The following is a 22,499-nucleotide window of genomic DNA, read 5'->3' as shown; positions in this document are numbered from 1 at the left end:
CTCGCCGGGGCTCGGCAGGGCATAGCGGACGCAAGAAATACCGGCGTTCGAGCCTGATTGCAACCAAAACTTGCCTCTTTGTGCCGATCTCCCGACAGGTGCTTGCGTCGTCGGAACGGCAGGCGGTGAGCTGTGCGACACCCCCGGCACGTGCACCACCGAGAAGGAGCACCTCGTGAGCACCCCCCTCACCACCGTGTCCCTGGACGACAAGTACGCCGCCGACAGCGGCCGTGCCCTGATCTCCGGCGTGCAAGCGCTGGTGCGGCTGACCCTCGAACAACGCCGGCTCGACGAGTCGCGGGGCCTGGACACCCGGGTCTTCGTCAGCGGCTACCAGGGTTCGCCATTGGGTGGTGTCGACCTGGAGATGGGCCGTGCGGCCCGCTTCCTGGGGCCGGCCGGTGTCGTGTTCCAGGCCGGGCTGAACGAGGAGCTCGCGGCGACCGCGGTCGCCGGTACCCAGCTGCTGGGCCAGGTCCCCGGCCGCCGGCACGACGGCGTCACCGGCTTCTGGTACGGCAAGAACCCCGGCCTCGACCGCGCCGCCGACGCGATCCGCCACGCGAACGTGGCCGGTACCGCGGCCCTCGGCGGGCTCGTCGCCTGGATCGGCGACGACCCGGGCAGCAAGTCGTCCACGGTGCCCAGCTCGTGCGAGCGGATGTGCCAGAGCCTGTCGATGCCGCTGCTCGCCCCCGGCTCGGTCGCCGAGATCGTCGAGTTCGGGTTGCACGCCGTCGCGCTCTCCCGGGCCACCGGGTTGTGGGCCGGCCTGAAGATCGTCGCCGACATCGCCGACGCGTCCGCGACCATCGACGTCGGATCGCTGCGGCACGGCATCCCGGCACCGGAGCGGGTCGACCGGGGCGCGCCGCCCACGCTGCTGGGCCCGGCGTCGCTGGACGCCGAGCACGACATGCTCACCCGTCGCCTCGATCTCGCCCGCGCCTACGCCCGGTCGGCCGGGCTCAACCGGGTCACCTTCAGCGCGCGCGACGCCCGCCTCGGCGTGCTCGCGGCCGGCACGTCCTACGCCGTCGTGTTGCGCGCGCTGGCGGACCTGGGTATCGACGAGGCCGCCATGGAAGCGCTGGGCCTGCGCCTGATCCGGCTCGCCATGCCGTTCCCGGCCGACCCCGACGAGCTCGCGGCGATGACCGCCGGCCTCGACGAGGTACTGGTCGTCGAGGACAAGACGGCGTTCGGTGAAGGCCAGCTCAAGGAGGCGCTGTACCGCAGGGCCGACGCCCCGGTGGTCGTCGGGCGCCGGGACGAGCGCGGCGCTCCGCTGCTCACGGCACGGGGGACGCTGGGCGCCGAGGAGGTCGCGCGGGCGCTCGGCGCGCGGCTCGGACCCGACCGGCTGCCGCGCGCAGCGGCGGCCCACCTGCAGGCGGTGAGCCCGAAGCGGCGCTCCCGCATCGATCTGCCGACGGTGGCGTCGCGGACCCCGTACTTCTGCTCGGGGTGCCCGCACAACACCTCGACGCGGGCCTCGGACGACACGCTCGTCGGTGTCGGCATCGGCTGCCACGCGATGGTCGCCCTCGACGGCGCCGGCCGCGGCCGCAGCCTCGGCCTCACGCAGATGGGCGGGGAGGGCGCCCAGTGGTTCGGGCTGGCGCCGTTCACCGATGACCGGCACTTCGTGCAGAACCTCGGCGACGGGACCTTCCACCACTCCGGGTCGCTGGCGATCCGCGCCGCGGTTGCCGCCGGGGTCACCATCACCTACAAGCTGCTCTACAACGACGCGGTCGCGATGACCGGCGGCCAGCGGGCCGAGGGCCGCCTCGACATCCCGACGCTCACCGGCTGGCTCGCCGCCGAGGGCGTCCGGCGGGTGGTCATCACGACCGCCGAGCCCGAGGGCTACCGCGGGGTGCGCCTGCACCCGACGGCGACCGTGCGGCACCGTGACGACTTCACCGCGGTCGAACGGGAGCTCGCCGCCGTGGACGGGGTCACCGTGCTGATCCACGACGACCGCTGCGCCGCGGAGGAGCGCCGGCTGCGCAAGCGCGGGCAGCTGCCCACCCCGACCGAGCGCGTCGTCGTCAACGAACGGGTCTGCGAGGGGTGCGGGGACTGCGCCGAGGCGTCGACCTGCCTGTCGGTGCAGCCGGTGGAGACCGAGTTCGGCCGCAAGACCCGCATCCACCAGGCGTCCTGCAACTCCGACCTGAGCTGCCTGAAGGGTGACTGCCCCTCGTTCCTGCTCGTCGAGCCCGGCCGGCAGGGACGGCCCGGCCGCCGCGAGATCCCGTTCCCGGCGCTGGAGCTGCCCACGCCGGTGAGCCGGCTGAGCGGCGACGGCGCCCTGCTGCGGATGCCGGGGATCGGCGGCACCGGCGTGGTCACCGTGTCGCAGATCCTGCAGATGGCCGCGCACCTCGACGGGTGGTACTCGGCCGGTCTGGACCAGACCGGCCTGGCGCAGAAGGGCGGACCGGTCGTCAGTGACGTGCGGATCGGCAAGCAGCCCGTGGCGGGCGCGCTGCGTGCCTCCACCGCGACGGTCGACGTCCTGCTCGGGTTCGACCTGCTCGGCGCCGCCGCCGACGCCAACCTCGCCGTCGCCCGGGCGGGCCACACGGTCGCCGTCGTCAACACCGCCGTGGTGCCCACCGCGGCGATGGTGACGGGCCGGGTCGCGCTGCCGGGCTCGCCGGACGAGGCCGTCGAGCGCGTCGAGGCGGCCACCGCAGGCCGGGACAACGTCTACCTCGATGCCCAGGGCATCGCCGAGGCCGTGTTCGGCGACCACATGCCGGCGAACATGGTGCTGATCGGCGCGGCCTACCAGCACGGATGCCTCCCGATGAGCGCCGGGGCGATCGAGCAGGCCGTCCGGCTCAACGGCGCCGCGGTGGACCTCAACCTGGCGGCCTTCCGCTGGGGGCGCGCGGCCGTCGTGGACCCGGCGGCTGTCGCCGCAGCGACCGCCCCGGCACCCCGGCCCACCGTCGAGATCGGGAACGCAGCGCTGGCGATCACCGCTGCGACCGGCGCCGCCGGCGCGCTGCATCCCGTCCTGACCACCCGGGTGGCCGACCTCGCCGGGTACCAGGACGAGGACTATGCGCGGCGCTACGCCGACGAGGTGCGCAGGGTCGCAACGCTGGCTCGGGCGCGCGTGGGGGCCGAGGACGGCGAGCGCATCGCCGTCGCCTACGCCCGCGGCCTGCACAAGCTGATGGCCTACAAGGACGAGTACGAGGTCGCCCGGCTGCACCTCGACACGGTGGAGCAGGCCCGCCTGCGCGACGAGTACGGACCGGACGCCACGGTGTCGGTCCTGCTGCACCCGCCGGTGCTGCGTGCCCTGGGCCTGAAGCGCAAGATCAGGCTGCGCCGCTCCGCCGAGCTGACCTTCCGAGCCCTGCGCGCCGTGCGCGGCCTGCGGGGCACCCCGCTCGACGTGTTCGGCTACGCCCGGGTGCGCCGGGTGGAGCGGGCGCTGATCACCGAGTACCAGGGCCTGGTCGGGGCCGCCCTCACCCACCTGCGCGCGGACACCGTCGACGCGGTGACGGCGATCGCCGAGCTGCCCGATCTCGTCCGCGGCTACGAGGACGTCAAGCTCGCGGGCGTGGAGCGGTTCCGGGCCCGCGCAGCGACGGTCCTCGCGGAGCTCACCGGACAGGAGAGCGTGGTCGCGACGGCCTGAGCGCGCCTGCGCGTGACCGCGCTCAGCGGTCCGATGCCTCGTCGACGGGATCGAGGGCCGCCGCCTTCGCAGCCAGCCGGGGCACCGTCGACGGGCGCAGGCTCAGCGAGCGCAGCGTGGTCGAGGCGCTCGTGACGGCGTACTCGGCGGCCGCGTGCGGGGAGTGGACGAAGGGGTTGCGGCCGCCACGGACGTGGCGGACCTGCGCCCGGTAGCGTTTCTGCAGGCCCTCGTCGAGGGCCAGGGCGGCCATCGCCGCGAGTTCCGGATCGCAGGCCCGGAACTCGCCGGTGGCGATGCCGTCCTCGATGAGGCCGGCGACATGGCGGAGCAGCGCGTCGTAGTCGCGTCAGAAGTCGGCGAAGTCGTCGGGCTGGGCCTGGGCGAGCTGCTCGATCTCGGTGAAGTCCCAGGGGGAGAGGCAGAGCTGCAGGGTGTCGTAACGCAGCAGGCGGAACAGCTTGAGCCCGGGCGCGCCGTCGCCTGCGGCCACCACGGAGGTGTGGGTCAGGGCGAGCCGGTTGACCGAGAGGGCGGCCTGCAGGATCTGCTCCTTGCGGCTGAACCAGTAGTACAGCGAGGACTGCTGCAGCCCGGCAGCCCGCGCGATCTGGGTCATCGTCGTGGCCGCGTAGCCCTGCTCGGTGAAGAGCTTCGCGGCGGCCTTCACGATCACGTCGGGCACCGGTCCGTCCACGGTGGAGCCGTCGCGGCGGGGGCGGCCCAGGCGGCGCCGGACGGGCGCGGAGGTGTCGGTCCGTCCCATCACCCATGACCTCCGTTCATGATCTGTTCCGCACCCTACTAACGGCCGGCGGGCCGGGGGACGCGGATCGGACGTCGCCCGGCGCCCGGCAGGTTAGGCTCCGGCGGCCGTGCGGCGCCGTGGACGCAGGGAAGGGATCCGACCAGTGCCGAGCCTCGCCACCCTCGACGAGGCCCTCTCCCGCCTCGACACCACCCTCACGGCCGCGTTGGGGCAGCCGCGGTTCGCCCCGGGGCTGACCGACCCGCAGATCGACGAGCTGCTCCGGCCGTCCGGGCTGGCGCTACCGGCGGAGGTCCGGGCGTACCTGCGCCGGCACGACGGCGTCGCGCCCACGTCCCGGGTCCTGGCGCCCTGGCTGATCGGGCACTGGCTGCCGTTGTCGTTGCGCGAGGCCCTGGCCGAGCGCGACGTGCGGCGGGCGATGGCCCGCGAGGAGTTCGGGGGCGAACCCGAGGACGCGGACGGCGTATGGGGACCGGGCTGGCTGCCGCTGTTCCGGGCCGGCAACGGTTACCTGCTCGCCGTGGACTGCCACGCCGACCCGGCCCCGCACGGCGGGACGGCAGTGCTGCGGACGGCCCGCGTGACCCCGGCGCCCCCGTCGGTGTCCTCGCTGACGGAGCTGTTCGACTTCTTCACGCTCGCGCTGAGCACCGGCGCCTGGACGTGGGACGACGGGCGGCAGCGCTGGCTGTTCGACCGGTCGCGGTTGGCCGGGCACCCGCTCGCGGACGTGCTCTGACGGGCCCCGGCCGTCCGGTTGACCCGGCTGTCCGGTTGGGCGTGGCATTTTTCGATACGGCAACGAAAGCCCTACCGGAGACGTGACCCGCGACATACCATCCTTCCGGTTCCGGGAGCGGATTGGTGCGTGAACGATGGACAGGTCGACGTCGACTTCCGTCGTACCCCGCCGTGTCCGGACCACTCTCGGCGAGCCCGCCCTGCGCGCGGTCGCCACGATCGCCGCGGTCGGCTCGTCGGGCGCCGGCAAGGAGGAGCGGGTCCGGCTCATCCTCGACGAGTTGCGATCGATCGTGCCGTACCAGGCGGTGATGCTCGCCGGGGCCGATCCCGTCAGCGGCCGGACCCGGCGGGTCGTGCATTCCGGGTACCCGGCGCAGCTGTCGGACTACATGACCGGCGAGGGCTTCCGCACCGAGATGATCGAGCCCTTCGCGCACGCCCTGCGGGGGTGGCCCGTGCGCGAGTGCGACCTGCCGATCGACCCGCTGTCGCTTCGGCCGATCGCCGAGCACCTCCGGCCCGCGGGCTTCCCCGAGGGGCTGCTGATGGCGTTGACGGTCGACGACGGCCGCGACGTCGGGTTCCTGATCATGTCGGTGGACGATGCGCGGAACCCGCCGTCGGACGAGGCCATCACCTCGATCGGACACGTCGCCGCGGTGCTGGGCAACCTGGTGGATCCCCTGGGCGACGCCCGCCGGTTGGCGTCGGTGCTGGACGAGGAGCAGACGGCCGTCGCGATCCTGCCGAACGGGGCGACGGCCCCGCTGCGCGGCGCCCCGCCGCCGGACCTGCTGGACCCCGGGTCGCGGCTGCACGGGGCGCTGGACCGCCTGGCCCGCAGCAGAGCTACCGACACGGCGTTCACCTGGCTCGACGACGACGGCGCCTGGTACGGCTGCCGGCTGCTGCGCTGCCGGGACGGGATCCGGGTGCTCACCATGACCGAGTCCGAGCAGCGGCACCGGCTCACCCGCCGGGAGCTCGAGGTGCTCACCCACCTGGCGGCCGGGAGCACGAACGACGAGATCGCCGCCGAGCTCGTCGTCACCACGCGCACCGTGCGGGCCCACGTCGAGCGCGTCATGGAGAAGCTCGGCGTCGGCTCCCGCTCCGGTGCGGCGGCCCGCGCGATCCGTGAGGGCCTGCTCCTGCCCTGAGCGGAGCTTGCGGAGCGAACATCGGCTCTGAGCGGAGCTTGCGGAGCGAACATCGGCCCTGACCCCGGTTGTGGCTTTTCGGCCAATGTGCCCCGGATCACCGCCGCCATAGCCTCGCGTCCAGCGGGTGCCCGACCTGGCACCGGCACAGACGACTCGGCGGAGGCAGGTAGACCGGTGACTGATGTTCTGAGCCGCCCGACGGCGGATGGGGTGCGGGAGCTGGTGCGGCAGATCGGTGAGCAGGCCACTCTTCCCCTGGAGGAGGGCCGCGCCCTGCCGGCTCGCGCCTACTGGGACCCCGAGTTCTACGAGCTCGAGCTCGAGCACATCTTTCGCAAGGACTGGATCTGCATCGCCCGGGTCGAGGAGGTGCCGGACAAGGGCAGCTACCGCGCGATCGACCTGGCGGGGGAGCCGCTCATCGTCGTGCGCGGCAACGACGAGCAGGTCCGTGTCTTCTCCCGGGTCTGCCGGCACCGCTACGCCGACCTGATGGGCGGCGAGCGCACCGACGAGGAGCGGGTCAGCGGCTGCGTCGCCCGGTTCGAGTGCCCGTACCACGCCTGGATCTACCGGCTGGACGGCAGCCTGCTCAGCGCACCGGAGATGTCGGGCCGGCCCGGCTTCGACAAGAGCGCGAACGGCCTGCGCGAGATCCGCACCGAGATCTGGCAGGGCTTCGTGTTCGTCAACCTCGACGACGCGACCGACATCCCGTTCGACATGAGCACCGTCGCGGAGATCCAGGACGGCTACGACTTCACGGACTGGGAGATCGCCTCGGTCATCGACTGGGGCGAGTCGAAGGTCAACTGGAAGATCGTCGTGGAGAACTTTCTCGAGGTCTACCACCACATCGGCATCCACAAGAACGTGCTCCAGCCGCTGTGGCGCCTCGGCAAGTGCCGGCAGGGTCACCTCACCGGTCCCGACTTCTACTACTCGCGGATGATGGCCGGTGCCGAGGTGGCGATCGGCGAGGAGGACGGCCACCTGCTCCACCCGCTGTTCCTGCCGGCCAAGACGGGACTGAGCGCGTTCCAGCGGTCGCACACGCTGCTGATGGCGAAGTTCCCCGCCTACCTGTGCGCTCCCGGCCCCGACATCGCCTTCTGGTTCCGGTCGCTCCCGACGGGCCCGGAGACCCACCGCCTGGAGATCCACTTCCTGGTGCCGAAGGAGAACCTCGGGGCCGAGGGCTTCGACGAGAAGATCAAGGAAGCCACCGACTTCCTGAAGCTCGTGCAGGCGCAGGACGCCAGCGTCAACGAGGCCGTGCAGGCGTCGGCGAAGTCGCGCTACGCCACCGGTGGCGTGCTGCAGGCCCACGAGCAGTCGCTCTGGCAGCTCCAGAAGTACCTGGCCTCCCGGCTGCCCGCGCAGCACTGACGGCTCCACATCGCTCCGGCCGGGGCGGCGTGCGCCCCGGTCTCGGACCCACGGAAGGAACTCCGGAAGACATGGCTCAGCGTGAAGTGACCTGGACCTCGGGTGGCGTGGCCCAGTGGGGCCGTCAGGTCCCGCTGCGGGGCAGCAGCGAGCTCAAGACCGTCGGGTACGAGGCCGACATGGTCACGAAGATCGCCGTGGCCGGACAGGACCCGGCCTACTTCAGGACCCTGTTCACCGGGCAGGACGAGGTCGCTCCCGACGGTTCGGTACCGCGTGGCTACGGCGCCGTGCGGCTGGAGGACCTGTACACCGACGAGCTGCTGCTCGGCCATGTCGACTGGTTCATGGTGGACGGCCGGGACAAGGGCACCATGACCATCGACGGGGGCACCGGCCGGTGGAAGGGCGTCACCGGGACCGTGGCGCTCGACCTCGAGTTCGGCACCGCCCGCAGCGGCGACTCGGTGACCAGCGGCGATCCGGTCCGCGTCATGGGGTTCCTCGAGGGCACCGGGCAGTTCTCCTTCCCCGACTGATCGACGCCGATCGGCGCCGGTCAACGGAGATCGTCGCCTCTCGCCGCCGGTCGAGCCGGCCCGTCCCGGGGGCGCCCAGCGCGTCCCGGGACGGGACCGGTCCCGGGACACACCTCCGCCGGTCGGTGACCGGCTCCGTTGACGTCGAAGGACCAGCACTCCCATGGCCGTGGATCCCCGTTCCGCCCGATTCGCCCTGCACGAGGCCCGCTCCTGGCGCGGGGACGACAGCGGGCTGCTCGGTCCCACCCCGTTCACCCGGGAGACCCACGACGCCTACGCGGCGCTCGGCGGCTACCCGGACCGTGGCGCCCGGGGCGCCGGCCTCCTGGACCGCCTCGCCGGCACGCCCGGGATGGCCGCGTTGCAGGGCCGCGGGGGCGCGGCCTTCCCGGCGCTGACGAAGATCCGGGCGGCCGCTCGGGCGGCCGCCGCCGCCCCGAGCCCGCCCGTGGTGGTGGCGAACGGCGCGGAGGGCGAGCCGCTCAGCGTCAAGGACCGCTACCTCCTGCGCTACCGCCCGCACCTCGTTCTGGACGGGCTGTTGACGGTCGCCGCGGCCCTCGGCGCGCCGCAGGCCCACGTCTACGTGGCCGATGCGGTGGCCCGGGCGTCGGTCGAGACCGCGCTGGCCGACCTCGCCGAGCCGGACCCGGTGACGACGGTGCACGTGTTCGCGGCGCAGGACACCTACGTCGCCGGTGAGGAGACCGCCGTCGTGCGGGCCCTGACCACCGGGATCGCCCGCCCCGTCGACAAGCCGCCCCGGCCGTTCCAGGTCGGTGTGCGCGGGGCGCCCACCCTCGTGCTGAACGTGGAGACGCTGGCGTGCATCGCGCGGACGGGCCTTCGCGGCGCCTCCCGGGCCGGCGCGACGTTCCTCGCCACCGTCTCCGGGGCCGGTCGGTCGCCGGTCCTCTACGAGCTGCCGATCGGGCTCGGGCTGGGGGACCTGCTGCGCGAGCACCTGGGCCGCCAGGACTCCGGCCTCGACGTGCTCATCGGCGGGTTCTTCGGCGGCATCATCCCCGCCTGGCCCGACCTGGAGCTGAGCCACCCCGGTGTCGCGCGCCGCGGCGCCGGGCTCGGCTGCGGGTCCCTGCACCTGCTCGAGCCGCCGGCGTGCCCGGTCGCGGTCGCCGCCGACGTGGTCGCCTTCTACGCCGAGCACAACGCGGGGCAGTGCGGCATGTGCATGGCCTCGTCCACCGCGATCGCCGCGACCCTCGCCGAGCTGGGCGAGCCGCGCCCCGACCGCAACTACGCGGAGCTGCTCCCGCGTTGGGCTGCCCAGCTGCGCGGCCGCGGCGCGTGCGCCGTGCCGGACGCGATCGCCGTGCTGCTGCGCTCGCTGCTGCGGCACCACCCGCAGACCGTGACCCGGCACCTCGCCGCCGGGTGCGACCGCTGTCGCCGGATCAAGGGCGACTCGCGGTGGGAGCACCTCGTCGTGACCCTTCCGGTCCCGGCCGACGAACCGACCGACCCGCTGGCCGCCGAGCTCGTGCCGAGTGCGATGGGGGCCCGATGAGACTGCGTGTGGATCCCGTCAAGTGCCAGGGCTACGCCATCTGCACGGAGGTGGCGGCCCGCCACTTCAGCCTCGACGACTGGGGGTTCGCGCAGGCGCTGGTCGTCGACGTGGCCGAGGCCGACGTCGAGGCCGTCACCGAGGCGATCACCGACTGCCCGGTGCGGGCCATCCGGTGGATCCCCGGCCCCGGCGAGGACGACGGCCGGGGGACGCAGGAGCCGGCCGGCTGAGTACGCCATCGCATCCGGGGCGGCGCCGCCGAAACCGGCCTTTCGGCCACTGTGCTCTCCCCGTTCCCGCAGGCATATTTCTCCCACCTTCTCCGTGGGGGTCGCCACCCCCATCCGACGCGCGTTTCCGCGGACTGGAGACACAACGACATGGCGATGCAGGTGTTCGACGTCGGGACGACCGGCGGGGCGTTCCTGTGGCCGGTCCCGGGACGTGCGCTGCCGCTCACCTCGGGGATCCCGGCGGTCGACCTCGCCACCGCGGCCGGCGGTGCGCCGGCGGACCGCGCCGCGCCGCTCGCCGCCCCCGCCCCGATCGGTTCCGAAGGGGCCGCGAGCGCCTGAACCGCCCCGCCCGTCCCGCACCGGGGCGGGCGGGTCATCCGACCGGCCGGTACCCCGGCACCACCCTCGCCCGGTGCGCGAGCACCGGAGGAGTCCACCACCCGATCACAAGGAGGAGACGGCCATGCTCGCCGTTCGTCTGGAGCAGTACGGGCGCATGCCCGTCGTCGCCGAAGTGCCCGAACCCGTCCTGCAGGACTCCGACGACGTCATCGTCGCCGTCGAGGGCGCCGGCGTGTGCCGGACCGACCTGCACGCGATCCACGGGGAGCTCGCCGACGTCTTCCCGACCCCGATGCCGTTCACGCTGGGACACGAGGTCGCCGGTGTCGTGGTGCAGAAGGGCAGCGCGGCGCGCGGCGTCGACCTCGGCACCAAGGTCGTCCTGCACCCGTTGATGACCTGCGGTCTGTGCCGGGCCTGTCGCCGCGGCGAGGACCAGCACTGCGCCGAGGGCCAGTTCGTCGGGCTGGCCGTGGACGGCGGGATGGCCCAGTTCGTCCGGACGAACGCGCGGGCGCTGGTCCCGCTCGCGTCGACCACGGACACGCGCGAGGTCGCCCCGCTCGCCGACGCCGGTATCACCGCCTACCACGCGCTCCGGCGGGAGGTCCCCCAGCTCACCGCGGAGAGCGTCGCGGTCATCCTGGGCTGTGGCGGCCTCGGCCACCTGGCGATCCAGATGCTGCGGGCGATGAGCGACTGCATCATCGTCGCGGTCGACCCGAAGGAGGCGGCCCGGGACCTGGCGAAGTCCGTCGGGGCCGACCACGTGGCCGGCGACGACGCCGCGGAGGTCGTGGCGGAGGTGTCCCGGGGCGCGGGCGCCACGGCCGTCTTCGACTTCGTGGGCGAGGGCGACGCCCCGGCGCTCAGCGTGAGCCTGCTCGGGGCCCAGGGCCTGTACTCGGCCGTCGGCTACGGCGGCACCAGCGCCATCCCGACGATGGAACTGGTGCTCAAGGAGTTGCGGGTGCAGGGCAACATGGTCGGCACCTACCAGGACCTGGCGGAGCTGATCGCGCTGTACGAGCGGGGCCTGCTCCAGTCCCATGTCGTGTCCTACCCGCTCGCCGAGGCCCACCGGGCGTTCGACGACCTGGAGAAGGGCTCCGTCCGGGGGCGCGCGGTTCTCGTGCCGTGAGCGGCGGGAAGCGACGCCGTTGAGCGCCGGGTCCGGGTGCGCGGCTGCGCACCCGGACCCGGCGCCCGTCCCTGTCCCGCTCCCGGAGGTATCCCGTGGCCTGGGTGTTCGTCATCCTCGGCGGCTTCTTCGAGACCGCCTTCGCCGTGTCGCTGAAGTACTCCGACGGGTTCCGGCGGCTGTGGCCCACGGTGTCGTTCATGGTCTGCGCGGTGGTCAGCTTCGCCCTGCTGACGGTCGGCCTGCGGGACCTTCCGGTGGGCACCGCCTACGCCGCCTGGACCGGCATCGGGGCGGTGGGGACGGCGTTGGTGGGGATGATGTGGTTCGGCGATCCGGCCGAGTTCGTGCGGATCGCCTCCGTCCTGTTGATCGTCGCCGGAGTCGTCGGACTCAACCTGGCCGGGTCGAGCGCGCACTGAGAGCGGCCCGAGGTCCGTGCCGGGACCCCGTGCCGAGACCCTCGCCCGATCCTCGCGGCCGGCACCGCCCGTTCGCTTCCATCCGGCGGGAACCGGGCCGTCGCGGCCTCCGCGGAACACCGGGGATGCGCATCCTGGACGCCTCCCCGGACTGCGGAGGTCGGAGTGGACCGAGTCGGATACCTGCTGGCCGACGCGACGGAGAACCTGTACCCAGCCCGGATGCAGATGGCGCTGTCACTGGGCTGGCACATCATCTTCTCCTGCTTCGGCGTCGCCTTCCCGGCCATCGTGGTGTTCACCGAGTGGCGGGCGCACCGTCGCGGCAACCCGGAACTGCGCGAGCTCGCGCACACCTGGGCCAAGGCGATGGGCGTGCTGTTCGCCGCCGGCGCGGTCTCCGGGACACTGCTGTCGTTCGAGATGGGGATCCTCTGGCCGGGGCTGATGGAGCCCTTCGGTGAGGTGTTCGGCTTCCCGTTCGTGCTCGAGGGCTTCGCCTTCTTCATCGAGGCGATCTTCGTGGGCGTCTACCTGTTCGGTTGGGATCGGATGTCGCCGCGGGCGCACATGCTCAGCGCGCTTCCGATGGTGGTCTCGGGGATGGCGGGCGCGTTCTTCGTCATCGCGGCCAACGCGTGGATGAACAACCCGACCGGGTTCGACCTCGTCGACGGCCGGGTGGTGAACGCCGACCCGGTCGGGGCGATGTTCGGCCCGTCGACCTGGCCACAGTTCGTGCACATGCTGCTCGCGGCCTACATGGTCGCCGGGTTCACCGTCGCCTCGGTGTACGCCGTCGGCATGCTGCGCGGGCGCCGCGACCGTTACCACCGCTTCGGCCTGCTCATCCCGCTGTCGGCGGCCGCGATCATCACCCCGATCCAGATCGGGGTCGGTGACTGGATCGCGAACGTCGTCGCCGAGAACCAGCCGGTCAAGCTGGCGGCGATGGAAGGGCTCTACCGGACGGGGACCGCAGTCCCGCTCTCGCTGGGGGGCGTGTACACCGACGACGAACTGCGCGGCGCCCTGGAGATCCCCTGGGGGCTGTCGCTGCTGGTCACCCACGATCCGAACGGGCTGGTGGTGGGCCTGGACAGTGTGGCTCCCGAGCTGCGTCCGCCGGTGAACGTCGTCCACCTGTCCTACAACGTCATGGTGGGCATCGGCAGCGCGCTGCTCGTCCTCGCCGCCTGGCTGGGCTGGTCCTGGTGGCGGCGCCGGCGCATCCCGGCCACGCCGTGGTTCCTGCGGGCGGTCGCCGTCTCGGGGGTCGGCGCGATCGCCGCGATGGAGGCCGGGTGGGTCACCACCGAGGTGGGGCGACAGCCCTGGATCGTCTACGACGTGCTGCGCACCGCTCACGCCGTGAGCCCCGCGCCCGGCCTCTACCTGGGGTTCTACGCCGTGGTGGCGATCTACGCGGTGCTCACCGGGCTGACGGTGTACGTGCTGCGCCGGCTGGCGACCCGGCACGACACCCCCGCCCCGCAGGAGCCCGTGCCCGCCGGGCCGACGGAGGAGGTCGGGGTCCGGTGACGCTGCCCGAAGCCGTGCTCGGCGTGATGTTCGTCGGGCTCATCGCCTATGGGCTGTTCGGCGGCGCGGACTTCGGCGCGGGTGTCTGGGACCTGCTCGCCGGCGGTACCCGGCGCGGTGCCGCCCAGCGCGCTCTGATCGAGCACTCGATCGGCCCGGTGTGGGAGGCCAACCACGTCTGGTTGATCTTCGTCCTGGTCGTGCTGTGGACCGCGTTCCCCAGCGGGTTCGCCGCGCTCGCCTCCACGCTCTACATCCCGTTGACCCTGGCGGCGTTCGGCATGATCGCCCGCGGGGCGGCCTTCGCCTTCCGCAAGAGCGTCACCGGGCTGGGCATGCGCCGGTTCCTCGGCGCCTCCTTCGCCGTCTCCTCGCTCGTCACGCCGTACTTCCTGGGCGCGATCGTCGGCGGGGTCGCGTCCGGCCGGGTGCCGCCCGGGATCGCGGCGGGTGACGTCGTGCACAGCTGGGTCAACCCCACCTCGGCGCTCGGCGGGGTGCTCGCCGTCCTGGTCTGCGCGTACCTTGCAGCGGTGTTCCTGTGCGGCGACGCCCGCCGCGAGGGCACCGACGAGCTCGCCGAGCGGTTCCGGGTGTGTGCCCTGGCTACGGCCGCGGTGGTCGGTGCGGTGGCGCTCGGCGGATTCTTCGTGCTGCGGGCCGACGCCCCGTTGCTGTTCGACGGACTGATCGGGCGCGGCCTGCCGGTCATCGCGGTGTCCGTCGTCGCCGGGTTGGTCTCGATCGGGCTGCTCGCCACGCGCCGCTACGCCCTCGCCCGGCTCACCTCGGCGCCGGCGGTCGCGACGGTCCTGGTCGGATGGGCGGTCGCGCAGTACCCGTACCTGCTGCCCCCCGCTCTCACCATCGCCGAGGCGGCCGCGGGCCGGACCACCCTCGTCGCGATGCTGGTGGCGCTCCTCGTCGGCTCGCTCATCCTCGTCCCCGCGCTGATCTACCTCTACGTCCTGTTCCAGCGCAGCACCGCGACAGCCCAGCACCCGGGCGTTCCCGCGACGGCCCCTGCGGAGTCCGGCGCCCCGGGGCCCTGACGCATCCGTGGGGGCGGCCACGACGGCCGGGGCCCGCCGCGCGTCCGGGTGCCCGGCGGGCGCCACTTCCACCGAGCGGGAACCGGCGCGCCCGGGGGCGGCGGACCGGATGATGGCCGCCATGACCGGCGATGGCGACGGCGAACGCTCGCAGGAGCAGCCGGGCCGGGGGAGCGGCGACCCGGCGCAGTTCGCCGCCCAGCTCGCCCAGCTCGCCGACCGGCTGCGCAGCGGCGGCATTCCCGGCTGGCCGGCCGCGGCCGGCGGGACGGGCCGGACCCCTCCGATGCCACCCCTGACCCCACCGTGGACCGTGTCGGCCACCCAGCTGCAGGCTCTGCTCGACGACATCGCGGCCCGGCGGGCGCAGCTGCAGACCCTGCGCACCCAGCTCGCCGCGTTCGACGAGCAGCTCGGCGCTCTCGAGGCGAACCTCGTGCCCCTGCGTGACTGGAGCCGGACGTGGGCCGACCTCGAGAAGACGATGATCGACCTGTGGCGCCCCGGGGGCCGGGAGACCTGACCGCCGTCCCCGGCGGTCCTACCACCAGCCCTTTCGCCGTGCCCACACGAGCAGGGCGGCCGACATGATCGCCATCCCGGTCAGCAGCACCGCGAGCTCACCGACCTTGGTGGAGTCGTTGACGATCACGTTCATGCCCATGACCGACGAGATCGCGGTGACGGGCAGCGTCACGGCGGCGATGACGGCCAGCCGCTCCGCGGCGATCGTCATCTTCGTGTTGGTCCGGGTCTGGTAGAACTCGATCACGCCCTGCAGGTACTCGCGCTGTCCGTCGGCCATCGTGCGCAGCCGCCGGAACTGGTCGGTGAGGTCGATCAGCCACCCGTGGCCCGGCCCGGCCCCGAACACGTCCAGGGTGGCCATCCGACCGTAGACCTCGCCGCTCAGGGCGGCCATGGTGCGCACGGCGAGCAGCCCGTGGCGGACCTGGAACATCTCCTCCAGGAACTGCTCGGCATCGCCGAGGTGCCCACCGGTGACCGCCCGCTCGAGCCGCCAGACCTCCTCGGTGAGCGCGGCCAGGTAGTCCCGCAATCTCGCGCTCAGTGCGCTCACCAGCACGAAGGACAGCTGGTAGGAGGAGCTCACCTGCAGCCGACCGGCCTCCAGCCGGCGGTGCACCGTCCGGGTCTCGACCTGTGCGGCCTCCGGTGCCACCGCCGGGTTCAGCGGGCCGTGCACGGTGATGAGATGGCGCGGGCCGATGAACTGATCGAGCTCGACGTAGTGCACGTGGCCGCGCGCCCCGCGCTCGGGCGCGTGCAACACGACGAACACCTGGTCCGGGTAGACGTGCACCTTGGGCACCGGGTTGCGCTGCGCGCAGTCGTGCACGGCCCGCGGGTGCAGGCCGAAATGCTGGGTCAGCAGGCCGGCGGCCTCGTCGTCCCACTCCGGGACGTCGACCCACACCACGCCCGCGTCCTGGTCCTTGAGCAACAGCTCCAGCTCGTCGGGCGGGCGGTCCTCGACCCCGTCCGGAGTCACCAGGCGCACGTCCACGGCGCTCATCCGGCCCACCACCCCCGCGCGACCCGCCTGTTCGTAGGAAGTGTGGTCCCCTACGGGCGTGCCGGTCCGCCGATGTTCCGGTCAGCGGGAGTGCGCGCACGGTCGGCTCTCCGGGCGTCAGGATGGTTGTATGGCTCAGGACCTACCCCAGTCGCCCCGGGACGTCGGCGAGCGTGCAGCGAATGTGTTGGGTCCGGAATCCGGACTCGTGGTGGATCTGGACGCGGTTGGTTTCGGCGAGGCCATGGTCCAGGCGCTGCGGGCCTCGCTGACGAGTCCGGCGGCGCCGGTGCGCGCCGCGGCGCAGCTGGCCGCGGACCTGGCCCGCATCCCGCTGGTGGCGACGAGCCGGTGGCTGGGCCAGAAGCCCGAGCCGCCGCTGCCGGTCGACCCCCGGGACCGCCGCTTCGCCGACCCCGCCTGGGACGCGAACCCGCTCTTCTACGCGCTGCGCCAGGCCTACCTGGCCGGCAGCCGGTTCTCCCGGGACGTGGTCGGGTCGGCGGCGGTGGAGCCGGAGGTCGCGCGCAAGGCCGCCATGGCGGTGGACCTGCTGCTCGACGCGCTCGCCCCCACCAACTTCCCGGTCAGCAACCCGGCCGTGATCAAGCGCGCCTTCGAGACCGCGGGCGTCAGCCTGGCCCGCGGCGCCCGGCACTTCGTCGACGACCTGCTGCACAACGGTGGCCGGCCCCGGCAGGTGGACGCCAGCGGATTCGAGGTCGGCCGGAACCTGGCGGCGACACCGTCGAAGGTCGTCTACCGCAACGACCTCATGGAGCTGCTGCAGTACGAGCCGCAGACCCCCCAGGTGCACGCCACGCCCCTGCTGTGCAGCCCGCCGTGGATCAACAAGTACTACGTGATGGACCTGGCCCCGGGACGCAGCTTCATCGAGTGGGCGGTCCAGCACGGCCGCACCGTGTTCGCGATCAGCTACCGCAACCCCTCCCGCGAGATGTCCGGCACCACCATGGACGACTACCTGGTGCACGGCCCGCACACCGCGCTGGACGTCATCGAGGAGATCAGCGGCGCCGAGACGATCGACATCGTCGGGCTCTGCCTCGGCGGGGCGCTCACCGCGATCACCGCCGCGTACCTGACCCAGGCCGGGGACCGCCGCGTCGGGGCCCTGACCCTGCTCAACACCATGCTCGACTACGCCGAGCCCGGTGCCCTCGGGACCTTCACCGACGAGCGCACCGTCGCCCGCCTGGAGCAGAAGATGCGGCGGGAGGGGACGCTGGAGGGCAAGTCGATGGCCGGCACGTTCGACGTGCTGCGCGCCAACGACCTGATCTTCAACTACGTGGTCTCCAACTGGATGCTGGGCCAGGATCCGCCGGCGTTCGACATCCTGGCCTGGAACGCCGACAGCACCCGGATGCCGGCCGCGATGCACGCGTTCTACCTGCGGAACTTCTACGTCGAGAACAAGCTCGCCGCGGGGACGCTGGAGATCGCGGGCAAGGTGATCGACCTCAGCGCCATCAAGTCCCCGTCCTACGTGGTCAGCGCGATCAACGACCACATCGTGCCCTGGGAGTCGGCGTACAAGACGACGGGACTGGTCAGCGGCCCCGTCCGCTTCGTACTGAGCAGCGGTGGGCACATCGCCGGGATCGTGAACCCGCCCGGGCCCAAGGTCTGGCACATGGTGGGGGAGTCCCTGCCCCCGGCCGCGGCCGACTGGCGCGACTCCGCCCAGCGGCGGAGCGGGTCGTGGTGGGAGGACTGGGCGGCCTGGTCGGCGGAGCACTCCGGTGAGCTGGTCGATCCGCCGGACATGGGCAGCCGGCGCAACCCGGTCCGGGGGGACGGCCCCGGCGAGTACGTCCACACCTGACGGACGGGCTCCGGTGGCCTCAGCCGGCCCCGGCCGTCGCGAGCGAGTGGCCGGCCGACTTCAGGTTCTCGCAGGCCTCGGTCACCCGGGCCGCCATCGACTGCTCGGCGGCCTTGAGGTAGTTCCGCGGGTCGTAGGCCTTCTTGTCGCCGACGCCCTCGTCGATCTTGAGTACGCCGTCGTAGTGCGTGAACATGTGGCCCGCGATCGGCCGGGTGAAGGCGTACTGCATGTCGGTGTCGACGTTCATCTTCACCACGCCGTAGGACAGGGCCTCGTGGATCTCCTCGAGCAGCGAGCCGGACCCGCCGTGGAAGACCAGGTCGAGCGGGTGCGAGTCCTCCGGTCGGCCGAGCTTGCGCGCGGCCACCTCCTGACCCGTCTTGAGGACCTCGGGGCGGAGCTGGACGTTGCCCGGCTTGTACACCCCGTGCACGTTGCCGAACGTGGCCGCGAGCAGGTACCGGCCCCGCTCGCCCGCGCCGAGGATCTCGACGGTTCGGTCGAAGTCCTCGGCGGTCGTGTACAGCTTCTCGTTGATCTCGTGGGCGACGCCGTCCTCCTCGCCGCCGACCACGCCGATCTCGACCTCGAGCACCAGGCGGGCCTTGGCGCACTGCTCCAGCAGTTCGGCCGCGATGTTCAGGTTCTCCCCGAGCGGCACGGCCGAGCCGTCCCACATGTGTGACTGGAACAGCGGTTCCTCGCCGCGGTCCACCCGCTCCTGACTGATCGCGATGAGCGGCCGGACGAACGAGCCGAGCTTCTCCTTCTGGCAGTGGTCGGTGTGCAGCGCGACGTTGATCGGGTACTCGGCCGCGACCACGTGCGCGAACTCGGCGAACGCCACCGCGCCGGTCACCATCTTCTTCACCGCGCCCCCGGACAGGAACTCGGCCCCGCCGGTCGAGACCTGCAGGATCCCGTCGCTCCGGGCGTCGGCGAGTCCCCGCAGCGCCGCGTTCAACGACGCCGACGAGGTGATGTTGATGGCCGGGTAGGCGTATCCGCCGGCCTTGGCGTTGTCCAGCATCTGGTTGTAGATCTCGGGTGTCGCGATGGGCACGGCGGCCTCCTCGGGATGTCAGTCGGTGATCTCGGCGTACAGCTCGGCGGTCTGGGCGGCGATCGCGGTCCAGTCGAAGTCGGCGATCGCGCGTTCGCGTCCGGCGCGGCCCATGACGGTCGCCAGCCCCGGATCGCGCCCCAGCATGTTGAGAGCCTCGGCGAGGGCTGCGGGATCGTCCGGTTTCACCAGCAGCCCGGTCCGCTGGTCGGCGACGACCTCGGGAATGCCGCCGACGTCGGAGGCGACGACCGCGGTCCCGCAGGCCATCGCCTCCAGGTTGACGATGCCGAGAGGCTCGTAGAGCGACGGGCACACGAACGCGGTCGCGTGGCTGAGCAGCTGGATGACCTCGCGCCGATCGAGCATCCCGTCCAGCCAGACCACCCCGTGCCGGCCCGCCCGCAGGTCGTGGACCAGCAGGCTCACCTCCGCGGCCAGCTCGGGGGTGTCCGGCCGGCCGGCGCACAGCACGAGCTGGGTGTCCGGGTCGAGATGTGCCGCCGCCCGGAGCAGGACCGGGACGCCCTTCTGCCGGGTGACGCGGCCGACGAAGACGATCGCGGGCCGGTCCGGGTCGATGCCGTAGCGCGCCAACACGTCAGTCGCCGGGTCGGGGGCGTACTGGGTGGCGTCGATGCCGTTGTGGATCACCCGGACCCGGTCGGGGTCGACGGCAGGGTAGGCCTCGAGGAGGTCGGCGCGCATGCCCTTCGACACGGCGACCACCGCGGCGGCGGACTCCACCGCGTCGCGTTCGCACCACGACGACAGGGCGTAGCCCCCGCCGAGCTGCTCGGCCTTCCAGGGGCGCAGCGGTTCCAGCGAGTGCATGGTCACCACGTGCGGCACCCGGTAGAGCAGCGACGCCAGGTGCCCGGCCATGTTGGCGTACCAGGTGTGGGAGTGCACCAGGTCGACCGAGGACAGCGCCGCCGCCATCGACAGGCCGGTGGAGATCGTCTGCAACGCCTGGTTCGACGAGCTCAGATGGTCCCACGGCCGGTGGGCGATGGCCGTCGGGCGGTCGGCGCCCTGGCAGTGCACGGTGAGGTCGACGTGCGCGGACAGCTCGCGGGCCAGGTACTCGACGTGGACCCCCGCTCCGCCGTAGACCTCGGGCGGGTACTCCCTGGTCAGCAGGGCCACGCGCAGCGTGCCCGTCCGCTCGTCCGCGGCGCTCACCTGGTCACCTGCTGAGCCTTGCCGACCACCGTGACGCCGCGGTCGGAGACGGTGAACCCGCGCGCCCGGTCGTGATCCTTGTCCACGCCGACCTCGGCCCCCTCGGGTACGACGACGTTCTTGTCCAGGATCGCGTCGCGGACCACGGCATGCCGCCCGATCCGGGTCCCGTCCATCACGACCGAGCGCTCCACCCGGGCCCAGCTGTCCACCCGGACGCCGGGGGACAGCACCGAGTCGCGGACCAGCCCGCCGGAGACGATGACGCCGTTGCTCACCACGCTGTTGATCGCGCGCCCGACCCGGTCGCCGTCGTCGTGCACGAACTTCGCCGGCGGGTGGGAGGGGACGTGGGTGAGGATCGGCCAGCGGTCGTTGTAGAGGTCGAACACCGGGGCGACGGCGCACAGGTCCATGTGCGCGTCGAAGTAGGAGTCCAGCGTGCCGACGTCGCGCCAGTAGCCGGCGTCGCCGGGAGAGGCGCCGGGGACGTCGTTGGTCTGGAAGTCGTAGACGTGCGCGGTGCCCGACTTCACGAGCATCGGGATGATGTCGCCGCCCATGTCGTGGCGGCTGCCCTCGGTGTCGGCGTCGGAGCGCAGCGCCTCCATCAGGGCGTCGGTCGAGAAGACGTAGTTGCCCATCGAGGCGTAGGTCTCGTCAGGCCGGCCGGGAAGGGTGGGTGGAGCGGCCGGCTTCTCCAGGAACGCCTCGATCCGGTGGCCGTCCGCGGCGGTCTGGATCACCCCGAACGCCGTGGCCTCCTCGCGGGGCACCGGGATCGCGGCGACCGTGACGCCGGCCCCGTTGTCGAGGTGTTCGGCCCACATCTGGCGTGGGTCCATCCGGTAGACGTGATCGGCGCCGAACACGACGACCAGGTCCGGTCGTTCGTCGTGGATCAGGTTGAGCGACTGGTAGATCGCGTCCGCCGAGCCGGTGTACCAGTGCGGGCCGAGCCGCTGCTGCGCGGGGACCGGGGTCACGTAGTTGCCCAGCAGGCTGCTCAGCCGCCACGTCGTGCTGATGTGCCGGTCCAGGCTGTGGCTCTTGTACTGGGTCAGCACGCAGAGCCGCAGGCACCCGGCGTTGACCAGGTTGGACAGTGCGAAGTCGATGAGCCGGTAGAGCCCACCGAAGGGGACGGCGGGCTTTGCCCGGTCCGCGGTCAGGGGGAAGAGCCGTTTGCCCTCGCCGCCGGCCAGCACGATGCCGAGTACACGGGGTTCGGTCACGTCATACCTCCTGGTCGTCGTGCCGCGACTACACCGGTTGGGTCAGTTCGACGGTGGCCAACTCGGCGGCCGTCGGCGGATCCGCACCAGGGCGGGTGCAGGCCACCGCCGCGACCAGCGCCGCCTCGTCGAGCAGGTCGGCCAGCGCCAGCGCGGGCAACGTGGCCAGTCCCCGCCGCCGGTCCGCGCCGAGGAGACCGCGCCGGTGCAACCCGGCCAGCAGCCCGGCCGAGAACGCGTCGCCCGCGCCGATCGTGTCCACCACGGTCACCGGCACCGCGGGACGCCACACCGGCGCGCTGCCCGCCGCGGTGCCGGCGACCACGCCGCGGGCGCCGAGAGTGACCACGGCGAGCACGGGCCCGCGGTGCAGCCAGTCGGCCAGTACGTCGGAGGGGGTGCGGCCGGGGGTGAGCCAGGCGAGGTCCCGGGCACTGACCTTCACGATGTCGCTGACCGCGAGCACCTCGTGCACCCGCGGCAGCACCGCTTCCGGGGCCTCCATCAGGCCGGGGCGGCAGTCGGGGTCGTAGGAGATGGTGGCACCGCTGCGCGCCCGGGCGAGCAGCCGTCGCAGGGGGCGCGCCCCCGGCGGGGTCACCATCGCCGTCGAGCCGGCGTGCACCGCCACGACCTCCCCGTCCACGGCACCGATCAGTTCGAAGTCGCTCCACTGCCGGTCCGCGGTGCCGGCGATCCGGAAGTCGTAGGTGGCGTCCCCGTCCGGGCGTGCGTCCACGATCGCCAGCGACGTCGGTTCCGCCGCGGTCGCCACCCGCGACAGGTCGACGCCGTTGCGCTGCAGGTGGGACCGCAGCCGCCGGCCGAGCAGGTCGTCGGCGATCCGGGCCAGCATCCGGACCGGCACCTCGAGCCTGGCCAGCCCGACGGCCACGTTCATCGAGCTTCCGCCCGGGGCCACCCGCAGCAGACCGTCACCCGCGGGAACCAGGTCGGCCCTGGCCTCCCCGGCCACCGCGATCAGGCCGGCGCCCTGCTCACCGGTCGCTGCGTGAACGGACATCACACCCTCCTCCCGGAGTTCCGCGTCGTGTGCAGGTGGTGGCTCGGGTGGTGC

At 72.7% G+C, this 22,499-nt stretch carries 21 protein-coding genes; 14 read left to right on the top strand and 7 right to left on the bottom strand.

Features of this window, described 5'->3' with window-relative positions; all coding sequences use genetic code 11:
- The first annotated feature begins 175 nt into the window (after positions 1-175).
- The gene (locus tag HF519_RS03250) at positions 176-3,673 is read left to right on the top strand and encodes an indolepyruvate ferredoxin oxidoreductase family protein (RefSeq protein WP_169410104.1); all 3,498 of its coding nucleotides are present in this window, start codon (positions 176-178) and stop codon (positions 3,671-3,673) included.
- Between the two features lie 22 nt (positions 3,674-3,695).
- Here HF519_RS03250 and HF519_RS03245 read toward each other — a convergent pair whose 3' ends face one another.
- The gene (locus HF519_RS03245; protein WP_169410103.1) at positions 3,696-3,926 is read right to left on the bottom strand and encodes a hypothetical protein; all 231 of its coding nucleotides are present in this window, start codon (positions 3,924-3,926) and stop codon (positions 3,696-3,698) included.
- Between the two features lie 96 nt (positions 3,927-4,022).
- A complete protein-coding gene (locus tag HF519_RS03240) occupies positions 4,023-4,439 on the bottom strand; it encodes a TetR/AcrR family transcriptional regulator (RefSeq protein ID WP_169410102.1) in 417 nt (138 codons plus the stop codon).
- A gap of 145 nt (positions 4,440-4,584) precedes the next feature.
- On the opposite strand from HF519_RS03240, the gene HF519_RS03235 reads away from it, so the two are divergent.
- The 12 genes from HF519_RS03235 (at position 4,585) to HF519_RS03180 (ending at position 15,072) form a co-directional block, all read left to right on the top strand.
- Entirely contained in the window at positions 4,585-5,184 is a 600-nt protein-coding gene (locus HF519_RS03235) for an SMI1/KNR4 family protein (protein WP_169410101.1), read from the top strand.
- Positions 5,185-5,320: 136 nt separating this feature from the next.
- On the top strand, positions 5,321-6,349 hold the full coding sequence (locus HF519_RS30895) for a helix-turn-helix transcriptional regulator (protein ID WP_169410100.1): 1,029 nt from the start codon (positions 5,321-5,323) through the stop codon (positions 6,347-6,349).
- Between the two features lie 177 nt (positions 6,350-6,526).
- Positions 6,527-7,741, top strand: coding sequence for an aromatic ring-hydroxylating oxygenase subunit alpha (locus HF519_RS03225; RefSeq protein ID WP_211169461.1), 1,215 nt, complete (start codon positions 6,527-6,529; stop codon positions 7,739-7,741).
- 71 nt (positions 7,742-7,812) lie between these two features.
- On the top strand, positions 7,813-8,280 hold the full coding sequence (locus tag HF519_RS03220) for a hypothetical protein (protein ID WP_169410099.1): 468 nt from the start codon (positions 7,813-7,815) through the stop codon (positions 8,278-8,280).
- A gap of 163 nt (positions 8,281-8,443) precedes the next feature.
- Positions 8,444-9,811 (top strand): NADH-ubiquinone oxidoreductase-F iron-sulfur binding region domain-containing protein, encoded by a 1,368-nt coding sequence (locus HF519_RS03215; protein ID WP_169410098.1) that lies wholly within the window; start codon positions 8,444-8,446, stop codon positions 9,809-9,811.
- Positions 9,808-10,044, top strand: a complete 237-nt coding sequence (locus HF519_RS03210; protein ID WP_169410097.1) for a ferredoxin — start codon at positions 9,808-9,810, stop codon at positions 10,042-10,044. The genes HF519_RS03215 and HF519_RS03210 overlap by 4 nt, the downstream gene beginning before the upstream one ends.
- Before the next feature lie 150 nt (positions 10,045-10,194).
- A complete protein-coding gene (locus HF519_RS03205) occupies positions 10,195-10,389 on the top strand; it encodes a hypothetical protein (RefSeq protein WP_169410096.1) in 195 nt (64 codons plus the stop codon).
- 124 nt (positions 10,390-10,513) lie between these two features.
- The gene (locus HF519_RS03200; RefSeq protein WP_169410095.1) at positions 10,514-11,533 is read left to right on the top strand and encodes an NAD(P)-dependent alcohol dehydrogenase; all 1,020 of its coding nucleotides are present in this window, start codon (positions 10,514-10,516) and stop codon (positions 11,531-11,533) included.
- A 95-nt stretch (positions 11,534-11,628) separates the two neighbouring features.
- Positions 11,629-11,955 carry a DMT family transporter gene (locus tag HF519_RS03195; protein ID WP_169410094.1) on the top strand — a complete coding sequence of 109 codons (327 nt, stop codon included), beginning with the start codon at positions 11,629-11,631 and terminating at the stop codon, positions 11,953-11,955.
- A gap of 165 nt (positions 11,956-12,120) precedes the next feature.
- On the top strand, positions 12,121-13,497 hold the full coding sequence (locus HF519_RS03190) for a cytochrome ubiquinol oxidase subunit I (RefSeq protein WP_312859864.1): 1,377 nt from the start codon (positions 12,121-12,123) through the stop codon (positions 13,495-13,497).
- Positions 13,494-14,549, top strand: coding sequence for a cytochrome d ubiquinol oxidase subunit II (locus HF519_RS03185; protein ID WP_169410093.1), 1,056 nt, complete (start codon positions 13,494-13,496; stop codon positions 14,547-14,549). Before HF519_RS03190 ends, HF519_RS03185 begins: the two co-directional genes overlap by 4 nt.
- Before the next feature lie 121 nt (positions 14,550-14,670).
- Positions 14,671-15,072 carry a hypothetical protein gene (locus HF519_RS03180; protein WP_169410092.1) on the top strand — a complete coding sequence of 134 codons (402 nt, stop codon included), beginning with the start codon at positions 14,671-14,673 and terminating at the stop codon, positions 15,070-15,072.
- Positions 15,073-15,090: 18 nt separating this feature from the next.
- Here the strand turns inward: HF519_RS03180 and HF519_RS03175 are convergent, their stop codons facing one another.
- Positions 15,091-16,086 carry a magnesium transporter CorA family protein gene (locus HF519_RS03175; RefSeq protein WP_169410091.1) on the bottom strand — a complete coding sequence of 332 codons (996 nt, stop codon included), beginning with the start codon at positions 16,084-16,086 and terminating at the stop codon, positions 15,091-15,093.
- A 184-nt stretch (positions 16,087-16,270) separates the two neighbouring features.
- Between HF519_RS03175 and HF519_RS03170 the strand changes: the two genes are divergently transcribed.
- Positions 16,271-17,935 carry a PHA/PHB synthase family protein gene (locus HF519_RS03170; protein WP_211169460.1) on the top strand — a complete coding sequence of 555 codons (1,665 nt, stop codon included), beginning with the start codon at positions 16,271-16,273 and terminating at the stop codon, positions 17,933-17,935.
- 19 nt (positions 17,936-17,954) lie between these two features.
- On the opposite strand, the gene fbaA is transcribed toward HF519_RS03170, so the two are convergent.
- The 4 genes from fbaA to HF519_RS03150 are packed head-to-tail and all read right to left on the bottom strand — an operon-like array spanning position 17,955 to position 22,445.
- The gene (fbaA, locus tag HF519_RS03165) at positions 17,955-19,001 is read right to left on the bottom strand and encodes a class II fructose-bisphosphate aldolase (RefSeq protein WP_169410089.1); all 1,047 of its coding nucleotides are present in this window, start codon (positions 18,999-19,001) and stop codon (positions 17,955-17,957) included.
- Between the two features lie 18 nt (positions 19,002-19,019).
- The gene (glgA, locus tag HF519_RS03160) at positions 19,020-20,156 is read right to left on the bottom strand and encodes a glycogen synthase (RefSeq protein WP_169410118.1); all 1,137 of its coding nucleotides are present in this window, start codon (positions 20,154-20,156) and stop codon (positions 19,020-19,022) included.
- Between the two features lie 26 nt (positions 20,157-20,182).
- On the bottom strand, positions 20,183-21,421 hold the full coding sequence (gene glgC / locus HF519_RS03155; RefSeq protein ID WP_169410088.1) for a glucose-1-phosphate adenylyltransferase: 1,239 nt from the start codon (positions 21,419-21,421) through the stop codon (positions 20,183-20,185).
- A gap of 28 nt (positions 21,422-21,449) precedes the next feature.
- A complete protein-coding gene (locus HF519_RS03150; protein ID WP_246242280.1) occupies positions 21,450-22,445 on the bottom strand; it encodes a carbohydrate kinase family protein in 996 nt (331 codons plus the stop codon).
- Between the last annotated feature and the right edge of the window lie 54 nt (positions 22,446-22,499).

This window comes from Pseudonocardia bannensis, from assembly GCF_012911875.1.
Classification (GTDB): domain Bacteria; phylum Actinomycetota; class Actinomycetes; order Mycobacteriales; family Pseudonocardiaceae; genus Pseudonocardia; species Pseudonocardia bannensis.
This window is presented reverse-complemented; position numbering and strand designations above follow the sequence as displayed.